The organism is Streptomyces sp. cg40 (assembly GCF_050320165.1).
Classification (GTDB): domain Bacteria; phylum Actinomycetota; class Actinomycetes; order Streptomycetales; family Streptomycetaceae; genus Streptomyces; species Streptomyces hokutonensis.
This window is the reverse complement of sequence record NZ_CP190128.1, coordinates 2812732-2837214: the sequence shown is the minus strand read 5'-3', so window position 1 is coordinate 2837214 and position 24483 is coordinate 2812732. Positions and strand designations below refer to the sequence as shown.

Sequence of the window (24483 nt, the reverse complement as noted above, 5' to 3'; positions counted from 1 at the left end):
TCAGCCCGCCTCGGCTGCCTTGAGGCTCTGCACGACGTACTCGACGAGCCGGCCGACGGTGAGTTCGATGATCTCGTCGAACTCCATCCCGGCCAGGAACTCGGCGAAGTTGACCTTCGTGCCGTAGTGCTCCTGGAGCAGCCCGGCCAGGGTCACCAGGTCGATGCTCTCCAGCTCCAGGTCACGGTTGAAGGTCGTCGTCATGGTGATCTCGACGTCGTCGACGCCGTACTCGTCCTCCAGGAGCGCGGTCAGCATGCCGGTGAGGTCGGCGAGGACGGTGTCCTCGGTGGTGGGGGTCATCGGTCGTACTCCTCTTCGTGCGCGGGTCCCGTCGTCCAGGCCACGACATAGGTCCTGTCCGGCAGATTGGGGGGATTGCCGGCCGGCTCGCAGTGCACGGTGTAGGCGCGTTCCAGCCGCCCGGACACCAACAGCCGTGATCCGGAGACCACTTGGAAGACGGCGAAGTCGCGCGGCCGGCCACCGAAGCCGGTGCCCTCCGCCTTGGCGACCGCCTCCTTCGCCGCCCAGAAGCGGGTGAACCACAACGCCTCCGACTCACCGGACGCAGTCAACTGGGCTCGCAGCAGGACGAGTTCCTCCGCGCCGAGAGCGGTGGCGAGGGTGGCGGGGTCGCGTTCGACGACTTCCTCGATGTCGATTCCGGGCCCGGGTTCGGGGGAGTGCGGCCGTACGATCGCGACGGCGGCCTCGGCGGCGTGGGCCAGCGAGACGTCCAGCGGGGGCAGGGTGCGGCCGTGCAGGCCGGTGACGTACGGGCGGCCCGACTCGTCGTTGTGGACCCGGATCTCGGCCGGGAAGACGGGCCCCTCGCCATGACCCCACAGCCACTGCCGTACCGCGTCCTTCAACGCGATCCGGCCCAGCAGCCACTGCCGGCGACCGCGCGGCGGATGCTCCTCGTACTGCGAACGCTCCACGCTGCTCAGCGAGTTGCGCATGATGAGGTCGCGGGAGGCGAGGTCGGGCCAGCGTTCGTGCAGCAGGGTCCGGCCGCCGGGGCGGGCCTCGGAGAGCGTGTTGCGTTCCGGGAAACGCTCGACCGGCCTGGTCTGCGGATCGTTGTCGAACCGCCGGTCCTGCCAGCCGGACAGCTCCGCCCAGACCACTCCGTCGACCGTGAGCTGCACGTCGCATTCGAGCGCGGTGTCGGTGAGCGAGGTGATCCGCACGAGGCAGTCGACTTCCGTGCCGGGGCGCGGATGCGGGCCGTAGAAGCGCATCTCGCGCATGCCGACCGGGAAGACGACGGTGCGGTCCGTGCGGGTCGACATGATCCAGTAGCCGAGGATCTGGCCCACGTTGTCGAGCAGGGAACCCGGGGCGGGCGGGGTGGTGATCGTGCCGCGCACGTGGCGGTCGCCGATCGCGGTGAGTTCGGTGACGCCCTGGAACGCCGGGCCGTGGAACATCCAGCGCTCGTCGTAGAGATGGGACGCGGTGTGGTCGGGGACGCGCTCGGTGGTGGGGTCCGGGCGGGGGTGGGGTGGGGGCGACGGGGCGTGGACGGGGGCCAGTTCGACCACTCCGCGGGCGTGCGGGCCGAAGGAGACGGCGAGCCGGCCGGAGGCCTCGGTGACCACCCGCACCGGTACGTCGACCGGGGGCGTCGCCGTCAGCCAGCGGTCGAACCGCGCGTCGTGCACGGCGACCGCGCGCATGCCGGGCGCGGTCCGCTCGGCCGCGTCGATGATGTGCTGCACGATCGTCGTTGCCGGGACCACCGGCCAACGGTCCGCCACATCGGGCCAGTTGGGGCGCTGCGGGAAGAAGCAGTGGTCCATGAGGTAGGGCATGGACTCGGGGGAGACATGGACCGTGGTCTGCCACTCGCGGGGCGGCGCGGGCGGCTGTTGCCGGGGTGGAGCGGGGATGGTCGCCACCGCCCCACGACCGCCCGCGCCGAGGAGTTGGGCGGCCGTGTCGGCGGTTTCGCGCATCAGGGCGTGCAGTTCGGCGGCTGCCGGGAAGCGGTCGGTGAGTGCGTCCAGGGGGGATGCGGCGGCGCTCGTCGCGAGCGGCGGGCGTAGTTCGGCCCGCAGTTTCACCAGGCTCGGGCCGTCGAGCGACACGAGTGCCCCGTCCAGGTCGAGCCGCACGGGCGGGCGTTCCTGCCGTAGCGGCTTGTTCTCCGACATGGGAGCCGCCGGGTCGACCGCTCCGCCCGCCGCCCACAACGCCACGGCCACGCGCCGGAGTTGGGCGAGCCCGGAGCGGTGGGGCGAGTTGGCGGCCACGACCAGGTGATCGCGTCCGCCGAGCGTCACGTCGATGAGAGAACCCAGCTGGCCCGTGCCGACCTGGACGAACGCGCGATGCCTGGCCTCGTACATGGCCTCGACCAGCTGCCGGAACCGCACGGGCTCCAGCAGATGCCGGATGAAGAGCGCGCGGACCGCCGACTCGTCCGTGGGGAACGGCGAGGCGGTCGTCCCCGACCACAGCGGGACCTTGGGCGGATACAGCCGGAAGCGGTTCGTGGCCTCCTCGATCGGTGCGAGGTAGGGCCTCAACATCGGTGTGTGGAAACCGGATTGGAACGGCAGCACCTGACTCAGGACACCCTGCGCGCGGAAGGACCGCACGAACGCGTCCACCGCTTGGTCCGGTCCACACACCATCGACTGGCCCGGCGCGTTGTCGTGGGAGAGGACGATCCCGGAGTCCGGCCACTCGTCGGCGAGTGCCGCCAGCACACGCTCGGCGGGTGCCCCGATCGCGCCGAAGGCCAGTCCCGGCACCGTCACCGAGTCCGGGTCGAACGACTCCATGAAGTCGCTCACCTCGTCCGGCGAGTACACCCCGGCGGCCGTCATCGCCGTCCACTCGCCGACACTGTGCCCGGCGACCGCGTCGGGCACGACACCCATCCGGCGCAGCGCTGCGTCCAACAGCCGCCCCACGCCGACCACATCGAAGCCGTGGCGGCCGACATCGCCCACCTGCGCGGGAGTCGAGGACTTGTTCTCGCGCAGTCCGAAGTGCGCGGCGACGTCCTCGACCCGGGGCGCGAAGTCGCCCTCCAGGCCCGGGAAGACGAACGCCAGCTTGCCTCCGCCGGGCCCGAGCAGCGGGCTCGGCGTGAACCACACATCGCTACGGCCCTGCCACGCCCGACCCTTGGCGACCGCGCGCCGAGCGAGCGCGAGCCGCTTGGCGTCCGGGGCGACGATGCCGAGCCGGGAGTGGCCGGAGAGGGAGTTGGCCGCCACAGTGGCTGTGGCCAGTAGTGCGGAGTCGTCCGCGTCCAGCAGCGCGGCCAGCGCCTCCGGGCTGTCGGCGGCGAGCGTCAGCACGCGTTCCGGTTCGGTGACGACGGCCGGACGTGGGATCCGCGCATTCGGCGCCTCCTCCAGCACCACATGCGCGTTGATGCCTCCGAACCCGAACGCGTTCACCGCCGCCCGCCGCACCGGCTGTTCGGGCGTCGTCTCCCAGGGCGCCGCCTTCTCCAGCGGACGGAACCGGGTGGCCGCGAGCGCCGGATGCGGGTCGTCGCAGTGCAGGGTCGGCAGCAGCGTCCCGTGGTGCACGGCGAGGGCAGCCTTGACCAGACCGGCCACCCCGGCGGCCGGCATCGTGTGGCCGATCATCGACTTCACGGAACCGATGACCGCATCCCCGTCGGGTCCGAACACCTCTGCCAGCGTGGCGAGTTCGGCCCCGTCTCCGGCGGGCGTCGCCGTGCCGTGCGCCTCCAGCAGGCCGATCGAATCGGGGCGTGACGGGTCAAGTCCCGCCGCCTCCCAGGCCTGTCGTACGGCGTGGGTCTGACCGGCCGAGTCCGGATTGACGAGACTCGCGGCGCGGCCGTCGCTGGAGACACCGGTGCCCCGGATGACGGCGTAGATCCGGTCGCCGTCGTGTTCGGCGTCGGCGAGGCGCTTGAGGACGACGACCCCCGTGCCCTCGCCGATCAGGATGCCGTCGGCGTCCCGGTGGAAGGGGCGGATCCGCTGGCTCGGGGAGAGCGCGCGGAGTTGGGAGAACACGCTCCACAGGGTGATGTCGTGGCAGTGGTGGACGCCCCCGGCGAGCATCAAGTCGCAGCGTCCGGCGGCGAGTTCGGTCACCGCCTGGTCGACGGCGATGAGCGAGGACGCGCAGGCCGCGTCCACCGTGTAGGCCGGGCCGCGCAGGTCGAGGCGGTTGGCGACGCGGGAGGCCGCGAGGTTCGGTACGAGGCCGATGACGGACTCGGGACTGTCGGGGCCGAGGCTGTCGGTGAACGCCGTGCGGATCCGGTCGAGTTGACCGGTGTCCAGGTCGGGCAGCAACTCGCCCAGGGTGCGGACGAGTTGGCCCGCCGTGCGGACCCGCTGGTCGAGGCGGACCAGCCCGGGGGTGAGATAGCCGCCCCGGCCGAGCACCACGCCGACCCGGTGCCGGTCGGGCAGCCGGCTCTCCCCGCCCGCGTCGGCGAGGGCGGCGGCGGCCACATGGAGGGCGATGAGCTGGTCGGGTTCGGTGCCGGGCACCGAGTTCGGCATGATGCCGAACCGGGTGACCTCGACCTCGGCCACCTCGTCGACGAAGCCGCCGCGCCGGCAGTACACCTGGTCGGCCACGGCCGGACCGCTCGCGGAGTCCGGCCGGTAGTAGTCCGCGTCCCAACGCCCGTCCGGTACCTCGCTGATGGCGTCGGTGCCTGCGAGCAGATTCCGCCAGTACGCGTCGAGGTCGGCGGCGCCGGGCAGCAGCACCGCCATTCCCACGATGGCGACCGGCACTTGACGGTCGGTCATGTCACCAGCCCGAAGCGGTGTAGACGACGGCTCCGGCCGACTCGTCGCCGAAGGCGAGCTCGCGCAGCAGGGCAGCCGTGCCCTCCTCGGGGTCGATCAGCGAGATACCGCGCCGCGCGTACTCGCGTCCCAACTCCGGGGTGACCATGCCGTGGTGACCGCCGGTGGGCGCCCACGGGCCCCAGTGCACGGTCAGCGCCCGGTTCCCCGTGCGCGCCGACCAGGCGGTGCCGAGGCTCTCCAGAGCGTCGTTGGCCGCCGCGTAGTCGACCTGGCCGCGGTTGCCGAGCACGGCCGAGATGGAGCCGAACAGGACGGCGAAAGCAGGGCCGTTGGGCAGTTCCTCCAGCGCGGACAGCAGCGTCCCGGCGCCGTGCGTCTTCGTGCCGTAGACCCGCTGGAAGGACTCTGTGGTCTTCTCGGCGATCAGCCGGTCCTCGATGACCCCGGCCGCGTAGACGACACCGTCGAGACGGCCGTGCTCGGCGTGGATCTCCTTGACCGCCTGGAGCGCCGCGTCCGGTTCGCGGAAGTCGACGGAGTGGTAGCGGGCCTCGCTGCCGAGGGCTGCGAGTTCGTCCAGGGTCGCGGTGATCTCCCGCTGGGCGAGCAGGAGTTCGGCGGTGCGGTTGATCTCGGCCGGGGTGCGTCCGCCCTGGCCCGCGAGGGCCGCGCGCAGCTCGGCCGGGGTGCGGGCACCGACGGTCGCCGGGTCCTCGGGTCCGGTCGGCGCGGCCGTCCTGCCGAGGAGTTCGATACGGCACCGGGAGGCCGCGGCGAGCGCGACGGCGAACTTGGCGGTGATGCCCCGCGCGCCACCCACCAGCAGCACCACGGAGTCGCGGTCGAGGCCGATCGCGGCGGCCTCGGCGACCCCGTCACCGGCAGGACCGGCACCGTTCGTCGCCAGCGCGCCGAGCGGTGTCTCGGTCAGCTCAAGTCCGTGCCGTCCGGCGGCAGTTCGGAGTACGACCGGCTCCGCGCCGGGCGCCGGCAGTTCGGCGAGCAGGGCGTCCGCGACGGCGGCCGGTGCGGTGTCCGCCACCTCGACGAGGCGGGCCACGGTGTCCGGGTACTCGCGCGCCACCGTACGGAACAGCCCGTGCAGGCCCGCCGATCCGCCCTCCGCCCCTTGTACGGCGATCAGTTGGCGCGGGTTGCGGGCGAGCGCGGCCTGGAACACGGGGAACGCCTCGGGCAGCACCGGCGCCGACGCGGTGAGCGGTGCGAGGTAGAGAACCCCGTCCACCTGGCCGTCCGCTGCGGTGAGTTGGTGCTCGGGAGCGACGGTCACCGTGTCGGCTCCGTATGAGGAGAGGCGCGCGGCGACCGCCTCCGGGACGTCGCCGTCGCCGTAGAGGACGAACCGTTGGCCGCTCAGGACGGACGTCGGGTCCGCCGGGTTGTCGCTGTCCTGGTGCGGCAGCAGTGCGGGTCGCAACTGGAGGCGCTTGGGCGCGGAGCCCGTGACCTCGTCCTGCGGGGAGGCGTCGGCCGCCGGGGCGGCGGGCTCGGTCAGCCGTGCCGACAGCCAACCCGTGACGGACGCCGCCGTACGGGCCTTCGCCAGGTCCTCCAGCTCGGCGTCGTCAAGTGAGGCGATGTCCGCGCCGCCGCCGATGCCCAGCCGCTGCGCCAACTCACCGGCGATCTCGGCCCGTTTGATGGAGTCGATGCTGAGGTCCGCCTCCAGGTCGAGGTCGGGCTCGATCATGTCGACGGGATAGCCGGTGCGTTCGCTGATGATCTCCAGTACGACCCGCAGAACATCGTCCTCGGTGACGGCTTCGGGCGCCGACTCCGGCTGAACGGCGGGCTGTTGGGCGAGCGGAGTCTCGACGGCGGCGGGCAGGGCGAGTGTCTGCGGGAGCGCCTCGATCACGGCGGGCGCCGGTGCGGGAATCCAGGTTCCCTGGGGCACCGTCGCCTGCGTCGCGCCGAAGTAGGTCAGCAGCACGTCCCGTTGCGCGGCCACCATCTCCCGGCTGGTGCGCAGGAATTCGGAGATGAGCGCGTCCCTGTTCGTCTCGACGGGGGCGCCGCCCTGAGGGTTCGTCGTCACAGTCGTCTCCACAACGCGTCGGGCCGGTGCGAGGGCACCGGGGAGGAGTTCTCCGGCGGCGGTGCGGACCAGTTGTCCGTCGACCGTCCAGCCGGGTCGCTTGGGCACGGGGGTCCGGGCCGCGTCGACGGCGTCGCGCCCGTTGAAGAGCCATCCGGTGCGCACCGGCAGCCCCGCGACGGCGAGTTGGGCCAGCGCGTCGAGCCAGCCGCGCAGCCCGCTGTCCTGCCGGGGCTCGCACGCGACCGTGCGGTGCGGACGCTCCCCGAGGATCTGGGTGACCAGCCGGGTCAGCACCGAGCCGGGACCGGCCTCGACGAAGACCCGCGCCCCCGCCTCGTACATCGCCTCGATCTGCGCGACGAAGCCGACCGGCGCCCCGATCTGCGCGGCGAGTTCGGCCCGGACCGCGTCGGCGCCCTCGCCGTACGGGGCCGCCGTGCGGTTGGACCACACGGGGAACTCGGGTGTGAGCACAGGCTGTTGGGCGAGGGCCTGGGCGAACCGTTCGCCCGCGCCCGCCACCAGCGGGCTGTGGAAGGCGCAGGCGACGGGAATGCGCTTGGCGCCGAGACCGGCCTCGCGCAGCAGTCGTACGGCTTCCGCGACCGCCTCCGTCGGGCCCGAAATCACCGTCTGGCGAGGCGAGTTGTGGTTCGCGAGGACCACCGAGTCCGGTGCGCCCGCCGTCTTCAGGGCCTGCCCGACCTCCTCGGCTCCGGCCGCGACCGCGGCCATGGTGCCCGGGTCGTCGGCGCCGGTGGCTTCGAGGATCGCCGCCGCGCGCTCGGCGCTCAGCTCCAGCAGCGCTTCCGGGGCGATGGCACCGGCCGCGCACAGGGCGACCAGTTCGCCGTAACTATGCCCGGCCGCCATGTCGGGCCGTACGCCAGCCTCGGTGAGCAGCGCGTGGGCGGCGAGCCCGGCGATGCCCAGCGCGGGCTGCGCGACCCGGGTGTCGGTCAGACCGGCCTGCTGGCGGTCGCGGGCGGTGTCGTCGAAGGCGGCCGGCGGGTAGAGCGCGTCGGCTTGGTCGCGGCCGAGGTGCAGATAGTGCTGCAACTCGGGGAAGGCGATGAACACGTCGGCGAGCATCCCCGGGCGCTGACTGCCCTGACCGGGGAAGAGGAAGGCGACCTGGCCGGTGTCCTCCTGGGGATCGGCCGCGTAGATGCCCGCGCCGGGATCGTGGTCGCCGGCGACCGCCCGCCGCAACTGTCCGGCCAGTTCCTCGACATCCGTCGCCACGACCGCCACCTGCACCGGCTCGTGCCGGGCGTCGGAGCGGCGGGACGCGCTGAGCGCGAGGTCGCGCAGCTTCCAGGAACCCGACTCGGCGAGCTTCAGGGTCTCCTCGATGCCCCGGCGCGCCGCGGCCCGGTCCGCTGCCCGGAAGGTGAACAGCTCGGCGGGCCACGCGTCCAGGCCGTGGGCGGGCGGTACGGCATCGCCGTAGGCCTGGATCACCGTATGGAAGTTGGTGCCGCCGAAGCCGAACGCGCTCAGGCCCGCGACGCGTTCCTCGGCGGGGGCCGCCCAGGGGCGTGGCCGGGCGTGGAAGACGAACGGGCTGTCGTCCTTCCAGGCGGAGTTGGGCTGCTTCATGTGCAGGGTGGGCGGCTTGACCCCGGTGTAGAGGGACAGCACGGTCTTGATCAGGCCGGCCAGACCGGCGGCGCACTTGGTGTGCCCGATCTGCGACTTGACCGAACCGAGCGCACAACTGCCCGTCTCCGCACCGGACTCGGTGAACACCTCGCTGAGGATGGAGAGTTCGGTGCGGTCGCCGACGACCGTGCCGGTGCCGTGCGCCTCGACCAGGCCGACGGCGGCGGGGGAGACGCCCGCGTTGCGGTACGCCCGCTCCAGCGCTGCCCGTTGGCCCTCGGGCCGGGGTGCCGTCAGGCCGAGCGAGCGGCCGTCGCTGGAACTGCCGACTCCCTTGATGACGCCGTAGATCCGGTCGCCGTCCCGCTCCGCGTCCGCGAGCCGCTTGAGGACCACGCAGGCGACACCCTCGCCCAGGGCGATGCCGTCCGCCGAGTTGTCGAAGGCGCGCGAGCGGCCGGTCGGCGACAGGGCGTGCACGGAGGAGAAGAGGACGTAGTCGTTGATGCCGTTGTGCAGGTCGGCGCCCCCGCACAGCACGATGTCGCTGGTGCCGCCCACGAGTTCCTTGCAGGCGACGTCGACGGCGGCCAGCGAGGACGCGCAGGCCGCGTCGACCGTGAAGTTGGCCCCGCCGAGGTCGAGCCGGTTGGCGATCCGGCCCGAGATGACGTTGGAGAGCATCCCGGGGAAGGAGTCCTCGGTGAGGGTGGGGAGTTGCTCCTCGATGCCCTGTGGGATCTTCCCGTAGTAGGAGGGGAGTACGGCGCGCAGCGTGGTCGCGTTGGAGAGGTCGCTGCCCGCTTCCGCGCCGAACACCACGGAGGTGCGCGCGCGGTCGAACTCCCTTCCTCGGTCGCCGTATCCGGCGTCCTCCAGGGAGCGCCTGGCGGCTTCGAGGGCCAGAAGTTGGACCGGTTCGATGCTGCCGAGGGAGGTCGGCGGGATGCCGTAGCGCAGCGGGTCGAAGGGGATGCGGGGCAGGAAACCGCCCCACTTCGACGGGGTGGCGCCGCTCTTGTCGTCCGCGTAGTGCACGGCGGGGTCCCAGCGGTCGGCCGGGACCTCGGTCACCGCGTCGCGTCCGCCGAGGATGTTCGCCCAGAAGGTGGGCAGGTCGGGGGCCTCGGGGAACATGCAGGCCATGCCGATGACAGCGATGTCCAGCGGGGCGGGCGGCTCCGGCTCGGTCTGCTCCTCGATTCCCAGGAGGGCGCGGGTGGTTCGCGCGCTGTCGGCCAGGAAGGCGGCGGCCCCTTCGGTCACCGAGCGGTGCAGGGCGTCGATCGTGGTGGTCGCCGAACGCAGCACGGCGACCTCGCCGGCCATGAACATCCCCTCGGCGAGCTGGCGTTCTTCGTCCACGGAGGTCAGGGCACCGGCCGCGTCCCGCTCCACGCCCTTGCTCGCGATGCGGAGCCGACCGACGTTGAGCCGTTCCAACTTCTCCCAGATCTGCCGGTCCGGGACGCCCTGCTCGCGCAACTCGGCTTCGAAGAGCAGGTAGTTGTCGCTGAACGGGCTGGGTACGCAGCGGGTGGCGTGACCGGGCGCGGTCTCCAGCAACGCGGTCCGTGTGGCCCGGACCACCTGCTCCTGGAAGAGGGGTTGGACCGCTCCACGCGTCACCGCCTCCTCCGTGAACAGGTAGGCGGTTCCCATCAGCACGCCGACGGCGGCGCCGCGTGCGGTGAGCGGTGCGGCGAGCGCGGCCACCATCGCCGCCGAGCGCTCGTCGTGGACGCCGCCCGCGAAGAAGACCTCGACGTGTTCGGCCGTGCCCGCTGGCGCTGTCTCCAAGAAGTCGTCCAGGACGGCGAGTTGGGCCTCCCACAGCGGGAAGCTGCCGCGCGGTCCGACGTGGCCGCCGCACTCGGAGCCCTCGAACACGAACCTGCGGACACCGGCGTCCAGGAACTGCCGCAGCAGTCCCGGCGAGGGCACGTGGAGGAAGGTGGCGATCCCGGACCGTTCCAACGCCTCGGCCTGGGAGGGGCGGCCGCCCGCGACGATCGCGTGGGTGGGCCTCAACTCCCTTACCGCTTCGAGCTGGGCGGTGCGCATCTCCTCGGGCGCGAAGCCGAGCACCCCGACACCCCAGGGCCGGTCGCCCACGGCGGCGTGGGTCTCGGCCAGCACCGTCCGCGACTGCTCGCCGCTCGCCAGCGCCAGCGCCACGAACGGCAGGGCACCGCCCCCGGCGACGGCCGCGGCGAACTCCGCCTGGTCGCTGACCCGGGTCATCGGGCCCTGCGCGAGGGGGAGTCGGGTGCCGAGCCGTCGGCTCATCGGGGAGCCGTCGCGCAACGCCCCGGCCGGTCCCTCGTCCCGTGTCGACTCCCTTACGGCGGCCGTCAGTTCACGCACCGTCCGGCCCACGTCGCCCCAGCGTTCCGCGAACCGGGCGGCGAGGAAGCCGTCCTGGCCGACCGGCAGCAGCTGGGTGAGCGGGTCGCGGGCGCCGAGCAGTTCGGAGACGCGTTCGGCGGGCACCTGCGGGGCGTCCGGGCCGCGGCGCAGCAGCACCCGGTGACCGGCGATCACCGTGGTCTCGGAACCGTCCATCGAGCGCAGCGCCGCAGCCGCCGTCTCCGGCAGCGCCGACTCGGCGAGCAGCGCCAGCTGGCTGTCCAGCACGACCCCGGCCGCGCCACCGGCCATCGCCGCGGCGGCCGTACGCGGGCCGATGCCGCCGCACGCCCAGACCGGGACGGTCACGCCGGTATCGGCGAGCAGCCGCTGGAGCAGCACGAACGTGCTCAACTCGCCGATGCGGCCGCCGCTTTCGGCACCCCGCGCGATCAGCCCGTGCGCACCGGAGCCGATTGCCGCCAGAGCCTGGTCGGGATCAGTGACCTCGACCAGCACCCGGAAGGAGTCGACGACCTCCTCGACCCGCCACGGGGCGTCCACGGCCAGGACGACGGTGCCCGGGCCGCCGTCGGCGGCCGTGGCGAGTTCCTCGGGGGCGATCCGGCAGTGGGCGCCGATCCGTACCCCGAAAGGGCCGGGGGACCAGCGCCGGATTCGTGCCAGAGCCTCTCTGGATCTTCGGTCGCCAATTCCCAGATCCAGTACACCGAGCCCGCCGGCGCGGCTCACGGCCGCCGCGAGTCTGGCATCCGGTTCATGGAACGGCGTGATTCCAATGATCATTTCTGCGGCGCGCGCGACAGACGTCATGATTCTCCGAATAAACGGTGAAACTGCACGGTGGGGGGTTTCGGCCTGTAGGCGCCGAACGGAATCGCAGAGACGCGAGATGGCTGGTTGAAAGCTAGCGCCACTGTTACTCGGCGGTCAACAACGGAAAGGTGAGGGCCAGGTGCAGGGAAATGATCCGGCCAGCGCGAACGGGCCCCCAAACAACCGGAAACCCCGCCAATTTCCTTCAGAGGGCACGCCATTCGGACCGCAGTGGCGCAAGCGGTCCAAAAGCCCCCGGTATTCATCCGAGGCTCATGGTCCCGAAACATGAAGGACTACGGAACAGAATTATGTAAACGTTGGGTGTCGATGCCTCCTCGCACGAGCCGCGCTAGGTTGGCACCCATGAGCACACCCCGGGACCTGCTGATCGTCGCCATGGATGTCGCCCCCGACCGCCCCGTCGAGTCGGGTGATCTCTCGCTCGCGCTCGCGGGAGCGGAGTTGGTCGACCTTCTCGCCGCCGAGGCCGTCGCGCTGGACGGCGAACTGATCGTGCCGAATCTCCAAGTACCTCTGCCGGACGGGCTGTTGGACGAGGCCGCGGGTGCCGTCGTACGGGAGACGCCGTACGAGTCGGTCGAGGACTGGCTGTGGCGGCGGGGGCGGGGGCTGTCCTCGGCCTATCTCGCCGCGCTGGAGAAGGAGGGGCTGGTGGCCCGGCAGCGCGGTCGCTGGATCCCGGTCCGCAGCGGCAAGGCGGCCCTGGTCGACTCCCCGGCGCGCAGCCGGGCGGCGGACCGCTGGGCCACGGGCGAACCCGTCCTCGCCCAGCTCGCCGCGGCCGTCGGCATCCGCGAGGTGTCGGACGAGGACTCCGCGAAGGTCACCGACGAGGCCCTGGACACCGTTCTCGCCACCGTCCACGACGCGGTGACGGAACTGGAGGCCGTCCGGCAGCGGAAGAGCGTCGAGGACGCGGCCTACGACAATGTGTGGCGCGGTATGTGACAGCGCTTTCGCTGTGGCGCGGCGTGGTAACTGCCGGACGAACAGAGCCAGTTGATGGTTCTGAGCCTCAAGTGACGCCACGTCACCCATGGTAGTCGCATGGTGTGCGCCGAGCCTAGGTCCAGGCCGATCCGTCCCCGAGCGGAATCGTCACCGTGAACACCGTCGTCCCCGGCTCCGCCGTCAGTTCGACCGTGCCGCCGTGGGCCTGTGCCAGCGAGCGGGCCACCGCGAGGCCGAGCCCGCTGCCGCCCCGGTCGCGGCTGCGGGCCTTGTCGACGCGGTAGAAGCGGTCGAAGACCTGGTCCCGGTCGGCCTCGGGGATGCCGGGACCCGCGTCGGCGATGCGCACCGACGCCGTACCGGTGCCGACCGAGACCGTCACCGACACCTCGGTGCCGGGCGGGGTGTGCACGGCCGCGTTGGTGAGGAGGTTGTCCAGCACCTGCCGGATCCGGACCGGGTCGACGCGCAGCGGGACCGGGGCCCGCGGAACCGCCACCGTCAGCGGACGGTCCGGATGCCCGGCGCGGAACGCGTCCGCCGCCTGCGCCACCAGCTCCACCAGCTCCGCGTCCTTCAGCCGTATCGGCGTCTCCACGTCCGCCGCGTCGAGACGGGCCAGCAGAAGCAGGTCGTCGAGGAGGATGCCCATGCGGGCCGCCTCGGCGCGCAGCCGGGCCAGGTGCTTGTCCCGCTCCTCGGGCACGTTCGCCGCCGCGTACTGGAACAGGTCCGCGTAGCCGCGCACCGACATCAGCGGCGTCCGCAGCTCGTGCGAGGCGTCCGCGACGAACCGGCGCAGCCGCTGCTCCGCCTCCGCGCGCACCGCGAGGGAGTCGTCGATGTGCTCCAGCATCGTGTTGAACGCGGTGCGCAGCTCCTCCACCTCGGGCCCGCCGTCGCGGTTCTCCGCGCGCAGCGGCAGCCGGGCCGCCGAGTCGGTCAGATCGTGCGAGGCGATGCCGTGCGCGGTGTGCGCCATGTCGCTCAGCGGCTGAAGCCCGCGCCGCAGCAGTCTGCGGCCGAGCACCACCAGCGCCAGCAGGGCAAGACCGAAGGCGACGACCTGGATGATCACCAGCTGTCGTACCGTGTCGTCGATCGCGTCCATCGGCGCGCCGCTGACCAGCACCACACCGGGCTCGACCTCGCAGCCGCGCAGCCGGTACTCGCCCTCGCCGCTGAGGTCGCTGGTGCGCAGGACCTCGGTGCCCTTGGCGATCTGGGACCGGGCCACCGCGGTGAGATCGCCGATGTCCGCGGGCAGGTCCGAACTCTCTTCCGGTTTGCGGAGTACCGGCTTGCCGTCCGTGACGTCGTACACGGCGTAGTACCAGCGGTAGTACTTCTTGCCCTGGAGGGTGCCGCTCGCCGCGATGGACTTGGACTGGGCGCTCTGGGCGAGCCCGAGCTGGTCGTCGAGCTGGGCCGACAGATAGTCCCGCATGTACGTCGTCAGGGCCGTGCCGACGACGGCGAAGGCCACCAGGGCCAGCGCCCCGAGCCCCAGCGCCAGCCGGGTGCCGAGCCGCAGCCGCCGGTACGTCCGCCGCAGCCGCGCGATCACTCGGCGGCCTGCCGGATCACGTAGCCGAAGCCGCGCACGGTGTGGATCAGCGGATCGTGCCCCTCGTCGAGCTTCCGGCGCAGCCGGCTGACCACCAGTTCGACCACATTGGACCGGCCGCCGAAGCCGTACTCCCACACATGGTCGAGGATCTGCGCCTTGGTGAGCACGGTCGGCGACTTGCGCATCAGATAGCGCAGCACCTCGTACTCGGTCGGCGTGAGCGTGAGGAGCTGGTCCCCGCGCCGCACCTCCCGGGTGTCCTCGTCCATCGTCAGGTCCGCGACCCGCAGCACCGAGCGCGGGAAACCGGGCCCGGCGCTGCGCCGCAGCACCGTCCGCAGCCGGGCCATCAGCTCCTCCACCGCGAACGGCTTGACCAGGTAGTCGTCACCCCCGCGCGTCAGCCCGGCGACCCGGTCGGCGACCGCGTCCCGCGCCGTCAGGAACACCACGGGCACCATCGTCCCCGAGTGCCGCAGCCGGTCCAGCACACCGAAGCCGTCCAGGCCGGGCAGCATCAGGTCGAGCACCACGATGTCCGGCTGGAACTCGGCGGCGACGGTCAGCGCCTCCTCACCGGAGTACGCGCACGCGGCCTCCCAGCCCTCGTAGCGGGCGACCGTCGCGACGAGGTCGGCGATCGGCGGGTCGTCGTCCACGACGAGGAGTCGAACTTTGTCCACCCGCTCATACTGCGCCACCCGCCGATCGGCGCCAGACCCGCGGCCCCGCCGCACCCGCATCGATAAGTACTTGAAAGTTGTTCGACAGGAAAACGACAGCACCCCGAGGTCAAGCTCGTCTCCCAGGACCCGATCAAGGAGCTGCTGTCCGTGACGACCGTCCAATCACCCCCTGCGCCCCCCACGGCGATACGCCCCAGGGTGGTGGCCCGCACCGGCCTGTACGCCGTGCTGGCCGCGAACGTCGCCGTGGTGACCGTCTTCTTCGCCCAGGCCGGATTCGCCTCCAACGCGCTGATCGTCATCGGCCGCCTCCTCGGCCTCTACGGCGCGCTCGTCATGGCCTTCCAGCTGCTGCTCGTGGCCCGCCTGCCCTGGCTCGACCGCCGCATCGGCATGGACCGGATGACCTCCTGGCACCGCTGGACGGGCTTCGCCCTGCTCTGGACGCTGCTCGGGCACCTCGTCTTCATCGCCTTCGGCTACGCGGAGGGCACCGACACCGGTCCCGTCGGCGAGGTCGTCGACCTGGCCGAGACCACCGAGGGCATCCTGCGCGCACTCGTCGCCTTCGCCCTGATCCTCGTCGTCGGCGCGACCTCCGCCCGCTACGCCCGCCGTCGCCTCGCCTACGAGACCTGGCACTTCATCCACCTCTACACCTACGTCGCGGTGGTCCTCGCCTTCACCCACCAGGTCGCGGTCGGTACGACGTTCACGGCGTCCTCCGCCGTGAAGACGTACTGGTACGCGGTCTGGGGCACGGCCCTCGGCTCGGTCGCCCTCGGCCGCCTGGTCCTGCCCCTGTGGCGCAACCTCCGCCACCAGTTCCGGGTCTCCGCGGTCGTCCCCGAGTCCGACAACGTCGTGTCGATCCACATCACCGGCCGCGACCTCGACCGGCTCCCCGCCCAGGCCGGCCAGTTCTTCCTCTGGCGCTTCCTCACCAAGGACCGCTGGTGGCAGGCCAACCCCTTCTCCCTCTCGGCCGCCCCCGACGGCAACGGCCTCCGCCTCACCGCCAAGACCGCCGGCGCCGGCACGGCCGCCCTGCGCCACCTCAAGGTCGGCACCCGCGTCTTCGCCGAGGGCCCCTACGGCGCCTTCACCACCCTGCACCGCAGGAAGACCGAGTCCCTCCTCATCGCGGGCGGCGTCGGCGTCACCCCCATCCGCGCCCTGCTGGAGGACCTGGAGGGCCACGCGGTCGTCATCTACCGCGTCTCCGCCGAACGCGACGCCGTCCTCTACGGCGAACTCGCCGAGCTGGCCCGGGCCAAGGGCGCCGAACTCCACCTGCTCACCGGCCCGCCCGTCCCCGACAAGCTCGCCCCGCGCGAACTCGCCCGCCTGGTACCGGACATCGCCGACCGCGACGTCTTCCTCTGCGGCCCCCCACCGATGATGAACGCGGTGCTGCGCACCCTCGGCGACCTGGGCGTGCCCAAGCAGCAGGTCCACTTCGAACGCTTCAGCCTGGCGGGATGAGAGACATATCGTGAAGCGAGTCATACCTGTCCTGGTGCTGTCCGTCGCGGGGTTGATCCCCGTGTGGCGCTATGAGCCGTCCATCGGGACGACGACCACCACGACCACCACCGAGGCGGCCTCGACGCCGACTCCGACGCCCTCCTCTACGGCCACCTCCTCATCGGCGTCTCCCTCCGAGTCCTCCGCCGCTTCCGCGAAGAAGGTCGTCCAGGGCACCGCGATCAACACCTCCAAGGGCACCGTGCAGGTGCAGGTGACCTTCGAGGGCGACAGGATCAGTGCCGTCGGCATGCTCCAGCAGCCGGACCACCCGCAGACCACCGCGGCCGTCCCGGTGCTGATCGAGGAGACCCTCAAGGCGCAGAGCTCGAAGATCGACACGGTCTCGGGCGCCACGATCACCAGCGACGCCTACGTCCAGTCGCTCCAGGCCGCCATCGACGCCAAGGGCGCCTGAGATGAACCGCGTCGAGCATGTGATGGGGTTCCCGGTGTCGTTGCGGATCGACGACGAGGGCGGCGGTTCCCGCCTGGACGAGACCGCGGACGCGGTGTTCGCCTGGCTGCGCGAGGTCGACACCCGCTTCAGCCCGTTCCGCCCGGACAGCGAGGTCTGCCGCTACGACCGGGGCGAACTCCAACTCCCTGACCTCGGCGCTGACTTGACCGAGGTCCTGGACCTCTGCGAGCAGTACCGGCTCGCGACCGGCGGCGCCTTCGACGTCCGGCTGCCCGGCCGGCCCCTCGACCCCTGCGCGGTCGTCAAGGGCTGGTCGGTGCAGCGGGCGGCCGAACTGCTCACCGCCGCAGGCGCCCGGCGCTTCATCCTCAACGCCGGCGGCGACGTGGTCGTGTCCGGCGGCCCGTGGCGGGTCGGCGTACGGCACCCCGAGCACGCCGACCAGCTGTGCACGGTCCTGGAGTTGACCGACGGGGCGGTGGCGACCTCCGCGCGCTACGAGCGCGGCGACCACATCGTCGACGGCCGCACCGGCCGCCCCGCGACGGGACTGCTCAGCCTCTCTGTCGTGGCCGCCTCCCTCACCGAGGCCGACGCCACGGCCACTGCGGCCTTCGCGATGGGCCCGGAGGGCGTCGACTGGGCTGCCGCCCGGCCCGGCTGCGAGATCTTCGCGGTCGACGCCGACCGACGAGTCCGCCGTACACCGGGATTTCCGGTCGCGACGGTGGCGGCTTAGCGGCTGTCCCTCACATACGACAAGCGGAAGGGCCGCCGGGGTTACCGGCGGCCCTTCCTGTCGGGAAATGTGGTTCGGGGAGTTGATCAGCTGACGTCGGAGGCGTCCAGGCGGTAGAGGCCGCTGCTGGTCGACGACGAGGTCGAGGTCGACGAACTGGAGCTGTACGCCGAGGACTTGACCGCCGTGCCGTGCGCCTTGACCCAGGTGGCGATCTCGGAGTTGGTGCCCTGGCCGCCGTCGCTGCTGACGATGATGTAGTGCAACTTGCCGGACTTCACCAGGGACTTGAGCTTGGCGAGCGTCATCGCGTTGTCGCTGCCGGACCAGCCGCCCATGGAGATCACGGGCTGCCCCGACTCCAGGATGATCGAGGACGCCGTCTGGTCGGTGGACACCGCCAGCAGCCAAGTGGCGCCGTCCTGGTGCTTCTTGAGGTACGTGATCATCGCGGACGAGACCTGCGTGCCGCCGCCCATACCGCCACCGCCGGTGGACTGCGTACCGGACTCGGAACCGGACTCGGAACCGGACTCGGAACCGGACTCGGAGGAGGACGAAGACGCCGAGCCGCTGCCCGAGGGCATGGTGCCGGACGGTGCGGAACCGCTGGGCTTCGTACCCGAGGGGGCCGAACCGCTGGGCTTCGTACCGGACTTGGCGCCGCTCGGCGCGCCGCCCATACCGCCACCGCCGCCGCCCATTCCGCCACCGGTGCTCGGACCGGCCGTCGGGTTGGTGCCGTTGGTCGAGGAGGTCGCCGCCGAGACCGAGTAGGCCGCGGGGCCGGCGAGCAGGGCGACGATCGCCGCGAGGGCCGCGAAGCCCATCAGGCGGTGGCGCCGGGTGAACCGGCCGACCAGCAGGCCGAGTACGGAGGCGATGCCCGCCACCGCGACCACGATCTCCGCGACCGTGTAGACCGTGCCGGAGCCGGAGACCCGCTGGAGCAGCACGACCGCCCAGACCGTGCTGGCCGCGATGGCGACCGGCAGCACCCAGGCCCACTTGGCCGCAGCGCCCTCACGGAAGGCGCGGTACAGCAGCACCCCGCCCGCACCGGCCAGGGCCGCGATACCGGGGGCCATGGCGGTGACGTAGTACGGGTGGAAGGTGCCCTCGGCGAGCGAGAACGTCAGGAAGTGGAGGACGAACCAGCCGCCCCAGAGCATGAGCGCCGCGCGCTTCGGGTCGGTGCGGGGAGCACGGCCGCGCAGTACCAGGCCGGCGACGAGCGCGATCGCCGCGAACGGGATCAGCCAGGAGATCTGGCCGCCCATGATCTCGTTGAACATCCGGTACAGGCCCGAACTGCCGCCGAACGAGGCCCCGTTGCCCTGCGAGCCGACCGAGGAGCTGGCGCCGAAGATCCGGCCGAAGCCGTTGTAGCCGATGACCAGGTCCCACACCGTGTTGTCGGTGGAGCCGCCGATGTAGGGGCGGGAGGAGGCCGGGATCAGGTCGACGATCACCATCCACCAGGCGCTGGAGACGACCAGCGCGACGGTGGCGACGGCGAGGTTGCGGATGCGCTTGCCGAGGGAGACGTTGGTGGCCCAGAGGTAGACGAGGAAGAACGCGGGCAGGACGACGTACGCCTGCATCATCTTGGTGTTGAACGCGAAGCCGATCGCGACCGCCGACCAGACCAGCGGCATCAACTTCCCGTTGCGGACGGCCTTCAGGAGGGCCACCGCGCCGAGCATCATCAGCAGGACGAGGATCGGGTCAGGGTTGGTGTCACGGGTGATGGCCACCGTGATCGGGGTGAGGGTGAGGACCAGTGCGGAGACGGTGCCCGCCACCGCGCCGAAATCGCGCTTGACGCTGCGGTACAGAATGGCCACCGAACCGGTGCCGGCCGCGACCATCGGGAGCATCAACTGCCAGGTGCCGTAACCGAATACGCGGGCGGAGAGACCCATCACCCAGAGGGCGAACGGCGGTTTGTCGACCGTGATGAAGCTGCCGGAGTCCAGCGCCCCGAAGAAGAACGCCTTCCAGCTCTTGGTGCCGCTGTAGACGGCCGCGTCGTAGAAGGTGTTGCCGGTGATCGAGGTCAGGTTCCAGGCGTAGAGCGCGGTGGCCAGCAGGAGGATCGCCCAGAGGGCCGGGCGGGCCCAGCGCGGGTCGTCCTCCGGGCCCGTGAAGAGCCTTCTGGCACGGGAGTCGAGGCCGCCGTCGGCGGGCGGGCCGGCCCGGTGCGAGCGGCGGGTGCTCTCCTGACCGGGGGGCGGGGCGAGGGTCGTCATGACGCGTACTCCAGGTGTTCCGCGGAAGAGGCGGGCGCCCCAGTGGGCAGGACAGGGGTGGTGGTGCGGGTGCGGTGGGGTACGGCGGCGATGCGGGCGCGGCCGGTGATCGTCCGCTTGAACATGCGGCGCATGCCCTTGAGGTCGTCGAGGGCGGTACGGACGATGTCGACGCGGCTGTCGGGGTCGTCGATCCAGTCGACCGGGACCTCGTGGATACGGAGCTTGTTGCGCTGGGCGAGGACGAGGAGTTCCGTGTCGAAGAACCAGGCGGTGTCCTCGATGTGCGGGGCGAGCGCCAGGAACACCTCGGTGCGCACGGCCTTGAAGCCGCACTGCGCGTCCGAGAAGCGGGCCGCGAGGCCTGCCTTGAGGAGGAGGTTGTAGGAGCGGGAGATGAACTCCCGCTTGGCGCCCCGCTGTACGGCCGACTGCCGGTGCAGGCGGCTGCCGATCGCCACGTCGCTGTGGCCGGAAAGGAGCGGTGCGACCAGGGGGAGGAAGCCTTCGAGGCCGGTGGACAGGTCGACGTCCATGTACGCGACCACGTCCGCCCCGGAGCGGCTCCACACGTGCTTCAGCGCGCGGCCCCGGCCCTTGGCGTCGAGGTGCACGGCGTGCACGTGCGGCAGCCGCTGGGTCAGGTCGAGCGCCGCCTGCCAGGTGGCGTCGGTGCTCGCGTTGTCCGCCACGGTGATCGTGAACGGGAACGGGAAGGACGATTCGAGGTATGCGTGGAGACGGCCGACACTGCCGGCGAGGACGTGCGCCTCGTTGTAGACCGGCACCACGATCTCGACCGACCGCTGCCGGGCGCCTCCCGCGTTCTGTTCGTTCATGACGGTGACGATCCGGGCGCTGTCTAGGGCGTTGCTGTGCCTTCGCTGAACGGTCGATGAGAATCAGCGGACTCACAGGAAGGGCACAGTCGATCCGCGACGAACCCCCAGGAAGCGGCACCCGAAACCGCTCGGACGCCCGCCGGGTTCCCGCAACACAAGCCGTCTAGACTCTCCCCTCAACGGCCTGAGACAGCGGCCAGGAACGGGCAGTTTCTGCCACATCCGAAGGGTATTCGGCGCTTTGATACGGATAGATTCAGTCACCAAGCGGTACCCGGACGGCACGGTGGCGGTCGACCGGTTGTCCTTGGACATACCGGACCGCGCGATCACCGTCCTCGTCGGCCCCTCGGGCTGTGGCAAGACGACGACCCTGCGCATGATCAACCGAATGGTCGACCTCAGCGAGGGCACGATCTCCCTGGACGGCGCGGACATCACCAAGCAGCCGGTCAACACCCTGCGCCGGTCCATGGGTTACGTCATCCAGAACGCCGGACTCTTCCAGCACCGCTCGATCGTCGACAACATCGCCACCGTGCCCCGCATGCTCGGCTGGGGCAAGGAGAAGGCCAGGGCGCGGGCCACCGAACTCATGGAGCGGGTGGGCCTCGACGCCTCCCTCGCCAAGCGGTACCCCTACCAGCTCTCCGGCGGCCAGCAGCAGCGCGTCGGCGTCGCCCGTGCCCTCGCCGCCGACCCGCCGGTACTGCTGATGGACGAGCCGTTCTCCGCCGTCGACCCGGTGGTCCGCAAGGGACTTCAGGACGAACTCCTGCGCCTCCAGGACGAGTTGGGCAAGACGATCGTCTTCGTCACCCACGACATCGACGAGGCGATCAAGCTCGGCACGATGGTCGCGGTGCTGCGCACCGGCGGCAAGCTGGCCCAGTTCGCCCCGCCCGCCGAGCTGTTGTCCGACCCGGCGGACGCCTTCGTCGAGGACTTCCTCGGTGCCGACCGCGGCATCCGCCGTCTGTCCTTCTTCTCCTCGGCCGGCCTCGACCTCAAGACCTCCCCGATCGTCGCCGTCGACTCCACCGCCGAGCAGATCGCCGAACGCACCACGCCCGGTGTGCCGTACCTCCTCGTCACCGACCTGGACGGCAGGCCGCTCGGCTGGAGCGAGCCCGGCGCGCTCACCGCCGGAAGCATCGACACCGCGCAACTCCTCGCGTACGGGCGCCCGTTCGCGGCCGGCAAGGACTCGCTGCGCGCCGCCCTCGACGGCTCCGTGCTCTCGCCCACCGGCTGGGCGGTCGGCGTGGACGACACCGGCCGGGCCGTGGGCGTCGTCTCGCAGCAGGCCGTGGGCGAGGCGATCCGCAGCGCGCACGCGGCGGTGCGGCCGGACACGAAGGCCGTCGGATGAACGACTGGTTCCGCATCCCCAGCGACCTCCAGAACAGCTACCTCGGCCTGATCGGGCTGCATCTGCGCGAGGCCGTGATCCCGGTCCTCGTCGGCCTCGTGGTCGCGCTGCCCATCGCCCAACTCTGCGTGCGGCTGCGCTGGTTGTACCCGCCGGTGCTGTGGGTGACGACCGTGCTGTACGCGATCCCCTCGCTGGCCTTCTTCGTCGTCCTCATCGACTACACCGGCCAGACCGAGACCACCGTGATGATCCCGCTCGGCGTCTACAGCCTCGTGGTGTTCGTTCCGGCGATCGTCGACGGCGTCCGCTCGGTGCCGCAGGAGACCCTGGACGCGGCCACCGCGATGGGCCTCGGGCCCGTACGCCGGTACCTCCAGGTGCAGTTGCCGATCGCCGTGCCCGCGATCATCGCGGGGCTGCGGGTCGCGACGGTCTCCAGCATCTCCCTCGTCAGCGTCGGCATGCTGATCGGCAACCAGGGCGCGCTGGGCAACCTGCTCAACGACGGCCAGATCTACCACCAGCCGCGGCTGATCTGGCTCTCCGTGATCACCACCGCCGTCCTCGCCATCGTCGTGGACGCCGTGCTGGTCGGCGTACGCCTGCTCCTGACGCCCTGGATGCCGCGCGGCACCCGCAGGGCCCGGCCCGCACCGGCCGAACCCGTATTGGAGGACGCAGCCCGGTGAACGTACTCCACTACATCAACCTGTTCTTCAGCGACAGCACCCACTGGCACGGCTACGACGGCATCCCCACCCGGCTGCGCGAGCACGTCCAGTACTCGCTGATCGCGCTCGCCATCGCCGCCGCCATCGGCCTCCCTGTCGGACTGCTCACGGGCCACACCGGACGCGGCGGCAACACCCTCTCGCTCATCGCCACCGCGGCCCGCGCGCTGCCCAGTTTCGGTCTGCTGGTGCTGATGTTCGTGCTGATCGGCTTCGGCCTGGTCCCGGTGATGATCCCGCTGGTCGTCCTCGCCGTACCGCCGATCCTCGTCACCACGTACGAGGCGATGCGCTCCGTCGACCCGTCCCCGGTGGACGCCGCCCGCGGCATGGGCATGAACGAGACGAACATCCTCTTCCAGGTGGAACTGCCGGTCGCGCTCCCGCTGATCCTCAGCGGCCTGCGCTCGGCCGCCATCCAGATCGTCTCCACGGCCACCATCGCGGCGTACGTCAGCCTCGGTGGCCTCGGCCGCTACATCATCGACGGCCTCTACCAGAAGAACTACGAGAAGGTCGTCGGCGGCGCCACCCTGGTCGCCGGGATGGCCCTGGTGACGCTGGCGGTCTTCTGGGGCATCGCACGGCTCGCGGTGTCGCCGGGGGTGCGCAGGAGCAACTGAGCGTTGTAGCAAACGAGAAGGGGGGGAGGGCTCGGGCCCTCCCCCCTCTTCTCTTGTCCGCCGTCAGCCCTCCGTGCGCGCGAGGGCCAGCTCCAGGACGACCAGCAGCGCGTCCCGCACCGAGCCGCGCTCCCGCGCGTCGAAGGCGATCACCGGGACGCGTTCGTTGACGTCGAGCGCCCAGCGGACCTCGTCGAGGGAGTGCTCGATCTTGCCGTCGAAGGCGTTCAGGGCGACCGCGAACGGGATCTGCTTGTGCTCGAAGTAGTCGACGGCCGCGTAGCAGTCGTCGAGGCGGCGGGTGTCGACGATGACGAGACCGCCGACCGCGCCCTCCACGATGTCGTCCCACATGAAGCCGAACCGGTCCTGCCCGGGCGTACCGAACAGATACAGCTTCAGGGTCGGGTCGATGGTGATGCAGCCGAAGTCCATCGCGACCGTGGTGGTGGTTTTGCGCGGGGTGTGGGACAGGTCGTCCACGCCCGCCGCGACCTCGGTGATCGCGGCCTCGGTGGTCAGCGGCTCGATCTCGGAGATCGCGCCCACGGTGGTGGTCTTGCCCACGCCGAAGCCGCCCGCGACGACCATCTTGACCGGGAGCGGCGGTCGTACGACGGTCTGTGCAGCCGCACCGCGGGCGACCGGTTCAGTCGGTGTCACGGAGTACTCCCCGGGAGTTGGGGATGGCGCGGAGGCCATCGATGACCCTTCGCAGGACGGTTGCGTCATGGGTGATGTCGGTGTTCGGCACATGCACCGTCAGCTGTCCGGCGGCCCGCAGGTCCTCGGCGAGGACCCGCACCACGTTCAGGTGCAGCCGCAGCCGGGCCGCGATCTCCGCGAGGGACTGGGGCTGCCGGCAGGCGGCGACGATGTCGTGCTGCTCGAAGGAGAGCCGGTCGAGCACGTCGAGCCCGGCGGCCGTCGCCACCACCTGGGTCTCGACCGGGATCGGCCGCCCGGAGTCGGCCGCACCCGCGCCCGCCACCCGCCCGGCGGTCACCAGGAACGGCCGTACGGCGGAGGGAGCGCGCACCGGATCGCGACCCGGGGGCGTGTCCCCGTCCGCGCCGGCACCGCTCGGAGTGCGGCCGTCGGGCATGAGTGGCTGTTC

Annotated in this window: 16 protein-coding genes; 7 read left to right on the top strand and 9 right to left on the bottom strand. The window is 71.4% G+C overall.

The genetic code is table 11. The features are described 5' to 3' along the window. From ACQHII_RS12450 to ACQHII_RS12440, 3 genes are read right to left on the bottom strand one after another with little or no spacing between them, the layout of a single operon-like run. Complete coding sequence (locus ACQHII_RS12450) at positions 1-303, bottom strand: acyl carrier protein (RefSeq protein WP_019071397.1); 303 nt, start codon at positions 301-303, stop codon at positions 1-3. Further along, complete coding sequence (locus tag ACQHII_RS12445; protein ID WP_427919371.1) at positions 300-4769, bottom strand: beta-ketoacyl synthase N-terminal-like domain-containing protein; 4470 nt, start codon at positions 4767-4769, stop codon at positions 300-302. Before ACQHII_RS12445 ends, ACQHII_RS12450 begins: the two co-directional genes overlap by 4 nt. A gap of 1 nt (position 4770) precedes the next feature. Beyond that, the gene (locus ACQHII_RS12440; RefSeq protein WP_427919370.1) at positions 4771-11622 is read right to left on the bottom strand and encodes an SDR family oxidoreductase; all 6852 of its coding nucleotides are present in this window, start codon (positions 11620-11622) and stop codon (positions 4771-4773) included. Between the two features lie 369 nt (positions 11623-11991). Here ACQHII_RS12440 and ACQHII_RS12435 point away from each other — a divergent pair, with 369 nt between their 5' ends. Beyond that, positions 11992-12597, top strand: coding sequence for a GOLPH3/VPS74 family protein (locus ACQHII_RS12435; RefSeq protein WP_427919369.1), 606 nt, complete (start codon positions 11992-11994; stop codon positions 12595-12597). Positions 12598-12712: 115 nt separating this feature from the next. Here the strand turns inward: ACQHII_RS12435 and ACQHII_RS12430 are convergent, their stop codons facing one another. Both ACQHII_RS12430 and ACQHII_RS12425 read right to left on the bottom strand, forming a co-directional pair. Next, complete coding sequence (locus tag ACQHII_RS12430) at positions 12713-14167, bottom strand: sensor histidine kinase (RefSeq protein WP_427919368.1); 1455 nt, start codon at positions 14165-14167, stop codon at positions 12713-12715. After that, complete coding sequence (locus ACQHII_RS12425) at positions 14164-14853, bottom strand: response regulator transcription factor (protein ID WP_427919367.1); 690 nt, start codon at positions 14851-14853, stop codon at positions 14164-14166. Before ACQHII_RS12425 ends, ACQHII_RS12430 begins: the two co-directional genes overlap by 4 nt. 150 nt (positions 14854-15003) lie before the next feature. Between ACQHII_RS12425 and ACQHII_RS12420 the strand changes: the two genes are divergently transcribed. The 3 genes from ACQHII_RS12420 to ACQHII_RS12410 are packed head-to-tail and all read left to right on the top strand — an operon-like array spanning position 15004 to position 17543. Continuing rightward, positions 15004-16341, top strand: a complete 1338-nt coding sequence (locus tag ACQHII_RS12420) for a ferredoxin reductase family protein (RefSeq protein ID WP_427919366.1) — start codon at positions 15004-15006, stop codon at positions 16339-16341. A gap of 10 nt (positions 16342-16351) precedes the next feature. Next, a complete protein-coding gene (locus ACQHII_RS12415) occupies positions 16352-16801 on the top strand; it encodes an FMN-binding protein (protein WP_427919365.1) in 450 nt (149 codons plus the stop codon). Position 16802: 1 nt separating this feature from the next. Beyond that, the gene (locus tag ACQHII_RS12410) at positions 16803-17543 is read left to right on the top strand and encodes an FAD:protein FMN transferase (RefSeq protein ID WP_427919364.1); all 741 of its coding nucleotides are present in this window, start codon (positions 16803-16805) and stop codon (positions 17541-17543) included. 86 nt (positions 17544-17629) lie between these two features. On the opposite strand, the gene ACQHII_RS12405 is transcribed toward ACQHII_RS12410, so the two are convergent. Beyond that, complete coding sequence (locus ACQHII_RS12405) at positions 17630-19795, bottom strand: ArnT family glycosyltransferase (protein ID WP_427919363.1); 2166 nt, start codon at positions 19793-19795, stop codon at positions 17630-17632. Beyond that, the gene (locus ACQHII_RS12400; protein ID WP_427919362.1) at positions 19792-20634 is read right to left on the bottom strand and encodes a dolichyl-phosphate beta-glucosyltransferase; all 843 of its coding nucleotides are present in this window, start codon (positions 20632-20634) and stop codon (positions 19792-19794) included. Before ACQHII_RS12400 ends, ACQHII_RS12405 begins: the two co-directional genes overlap by 4 nt. Before the next feature lie 244 nt (positions 20635-20878). On the opposite strand from ACQHII_RS12400, the gene ACQHII_RS12395 reads away from it, so the two are divergent. From ACQHII_RS12395 to ACQHII_RS12385, 3 genes are read left to right on the top strand one after another with little or no spacing between them, the layout of a single operon-like run. Next, positions 20879-22009, top strand: a complete 1131-nt coding sequence (locus tag ACQHII_RS12395) for an ABC transporter ATP-binding protein (RefSeq protein WP_427919361.1) — start codon at positions 20879-20881, stop codon at positions 22007-22009. Further along, entirely contained in the window at positions 22006-22701 is a 696-nt protein-coding gene (locus ACQHII_RS12390) for an ABC transporter permease (protein WP_427919360.1), read from the top strand. The genes ACQHII_RS12395 and ACQHII_RS12390 overlap by 4 nt, the downstream gene beginning before the upstream one ends. Next, positions 22698-23366, top strand: a complete 669-nt coding sequence (locus ACQHII_RS12385; RefSeq protein ID WP_200715197.1) for an ABC transporter permease — start codon at positions 22698-22700, stop codon at positions 23364-23366. The genes ACQHII_RS12390 and ACQHII_RS12385 overlap by 4 nt, the downstream gene beginning before the upstream one ends. 63 nt (positions 23367-23429) lie before the next feature. Here the strand turns inward: ACQHII_RS12385 and ACQHII_RS12380 are convergent, their stop codons facing one another. Then, on the bottom strand, positions 23430-24029 hold the full coding sequence (locus ACQHII_RS12380) for a GTP-binding protein (protein ID WP_019071411.1): 600 nt from the start codon (positions 24027-24029) through the stop codon (positions 23430-23432). Beyond that, positions 24016-24471, bottom strand: coding sequence for a DUF742 domain-containing protein (locus ACQHII_RS12375; RefSeq protein ID WP_019071412.1), 456 nt, complete (start codon positions 24469-24471; stop codon positions 24016-24018). Before ACQHII_RS12375 ends, ACQHII_RS12380 begins: the two co-directional genes overlap by 14 nt. Positions 24472-24483: the final 12 nt, after the last annotated feature.

What these genes read in the sequence shown, in the direction of transcription:
- ACQHII_RS12450 (WP_019071397.1), bottom strand. Translation starts at nt 303, where the DNA reads ATGACCCCCACCACCGAGGACACCGTCCTCGCCGACCTCACCGGCATG.
- ACQHII_RS12445 (WP_427919371.1), bottom strand. Translation starts at nt 4,769, where the DNA reads ATGACCGACCGTCAAGTGCCGGTCGCCATCGTGGGAATGGCGGTGCTG.
- ACQHII_RS12440 (WP_427919370.1), bottom strand. Translation starts at nt 11,622, where the DNA reads ATGACGTCTGTCGCGCGCGCCGCAGAAATGATCATTGGAATCACGCCG.
- ACQHII_RS12435 (WP_427919369.1), top strand. Translation starts at nt 11,992, where the DNA reads ATGAGCACACCCCGGGACCTGCTGATCGTCGCCATGGATGTCGCCCCC.
- ACQHII_RS12410 (WP_427919364.1), top strand. Translation starts at nt 16,803, where the DNA reads ATGAACCGCGTCGAGCATGTGATGGGGTTCCCGGTGTCGTTGCGGATC.
- ACQHII_RS12405 (WP_427919363.1), bottom strand. Translation starts at nt 19,795, where the DNA reads ATGACGACCCTCGCCCCGCCCCCCGGTCAGGAGAGCACCCGCCGCTCG.
- ACQHII_RS12400 (WP_427919362.1), bottom strand. Translation starts at nt 20,634, where the DNA reads ATGAACGAACAGAACGCGGGAGGCGCCCGGCAGCGGTCGGTCGAGATC.
- ACQHII_RS12390 (WP_427919360.1), top strand. Translation starts at nt 22,006, where the DNA reads ATGAACGACTGGTTCCGCATCCCCAGCGACCTCCAGAACAGCTACCTC.
- ACQHII_RS12375 (WP_019071412.1), bottom strand. Translation starts at nt 24,471, where the DNA reads ATGCCCGACGGCCGCACTCCGAGCGGTGCCGGCGCGGACGGGGACACG.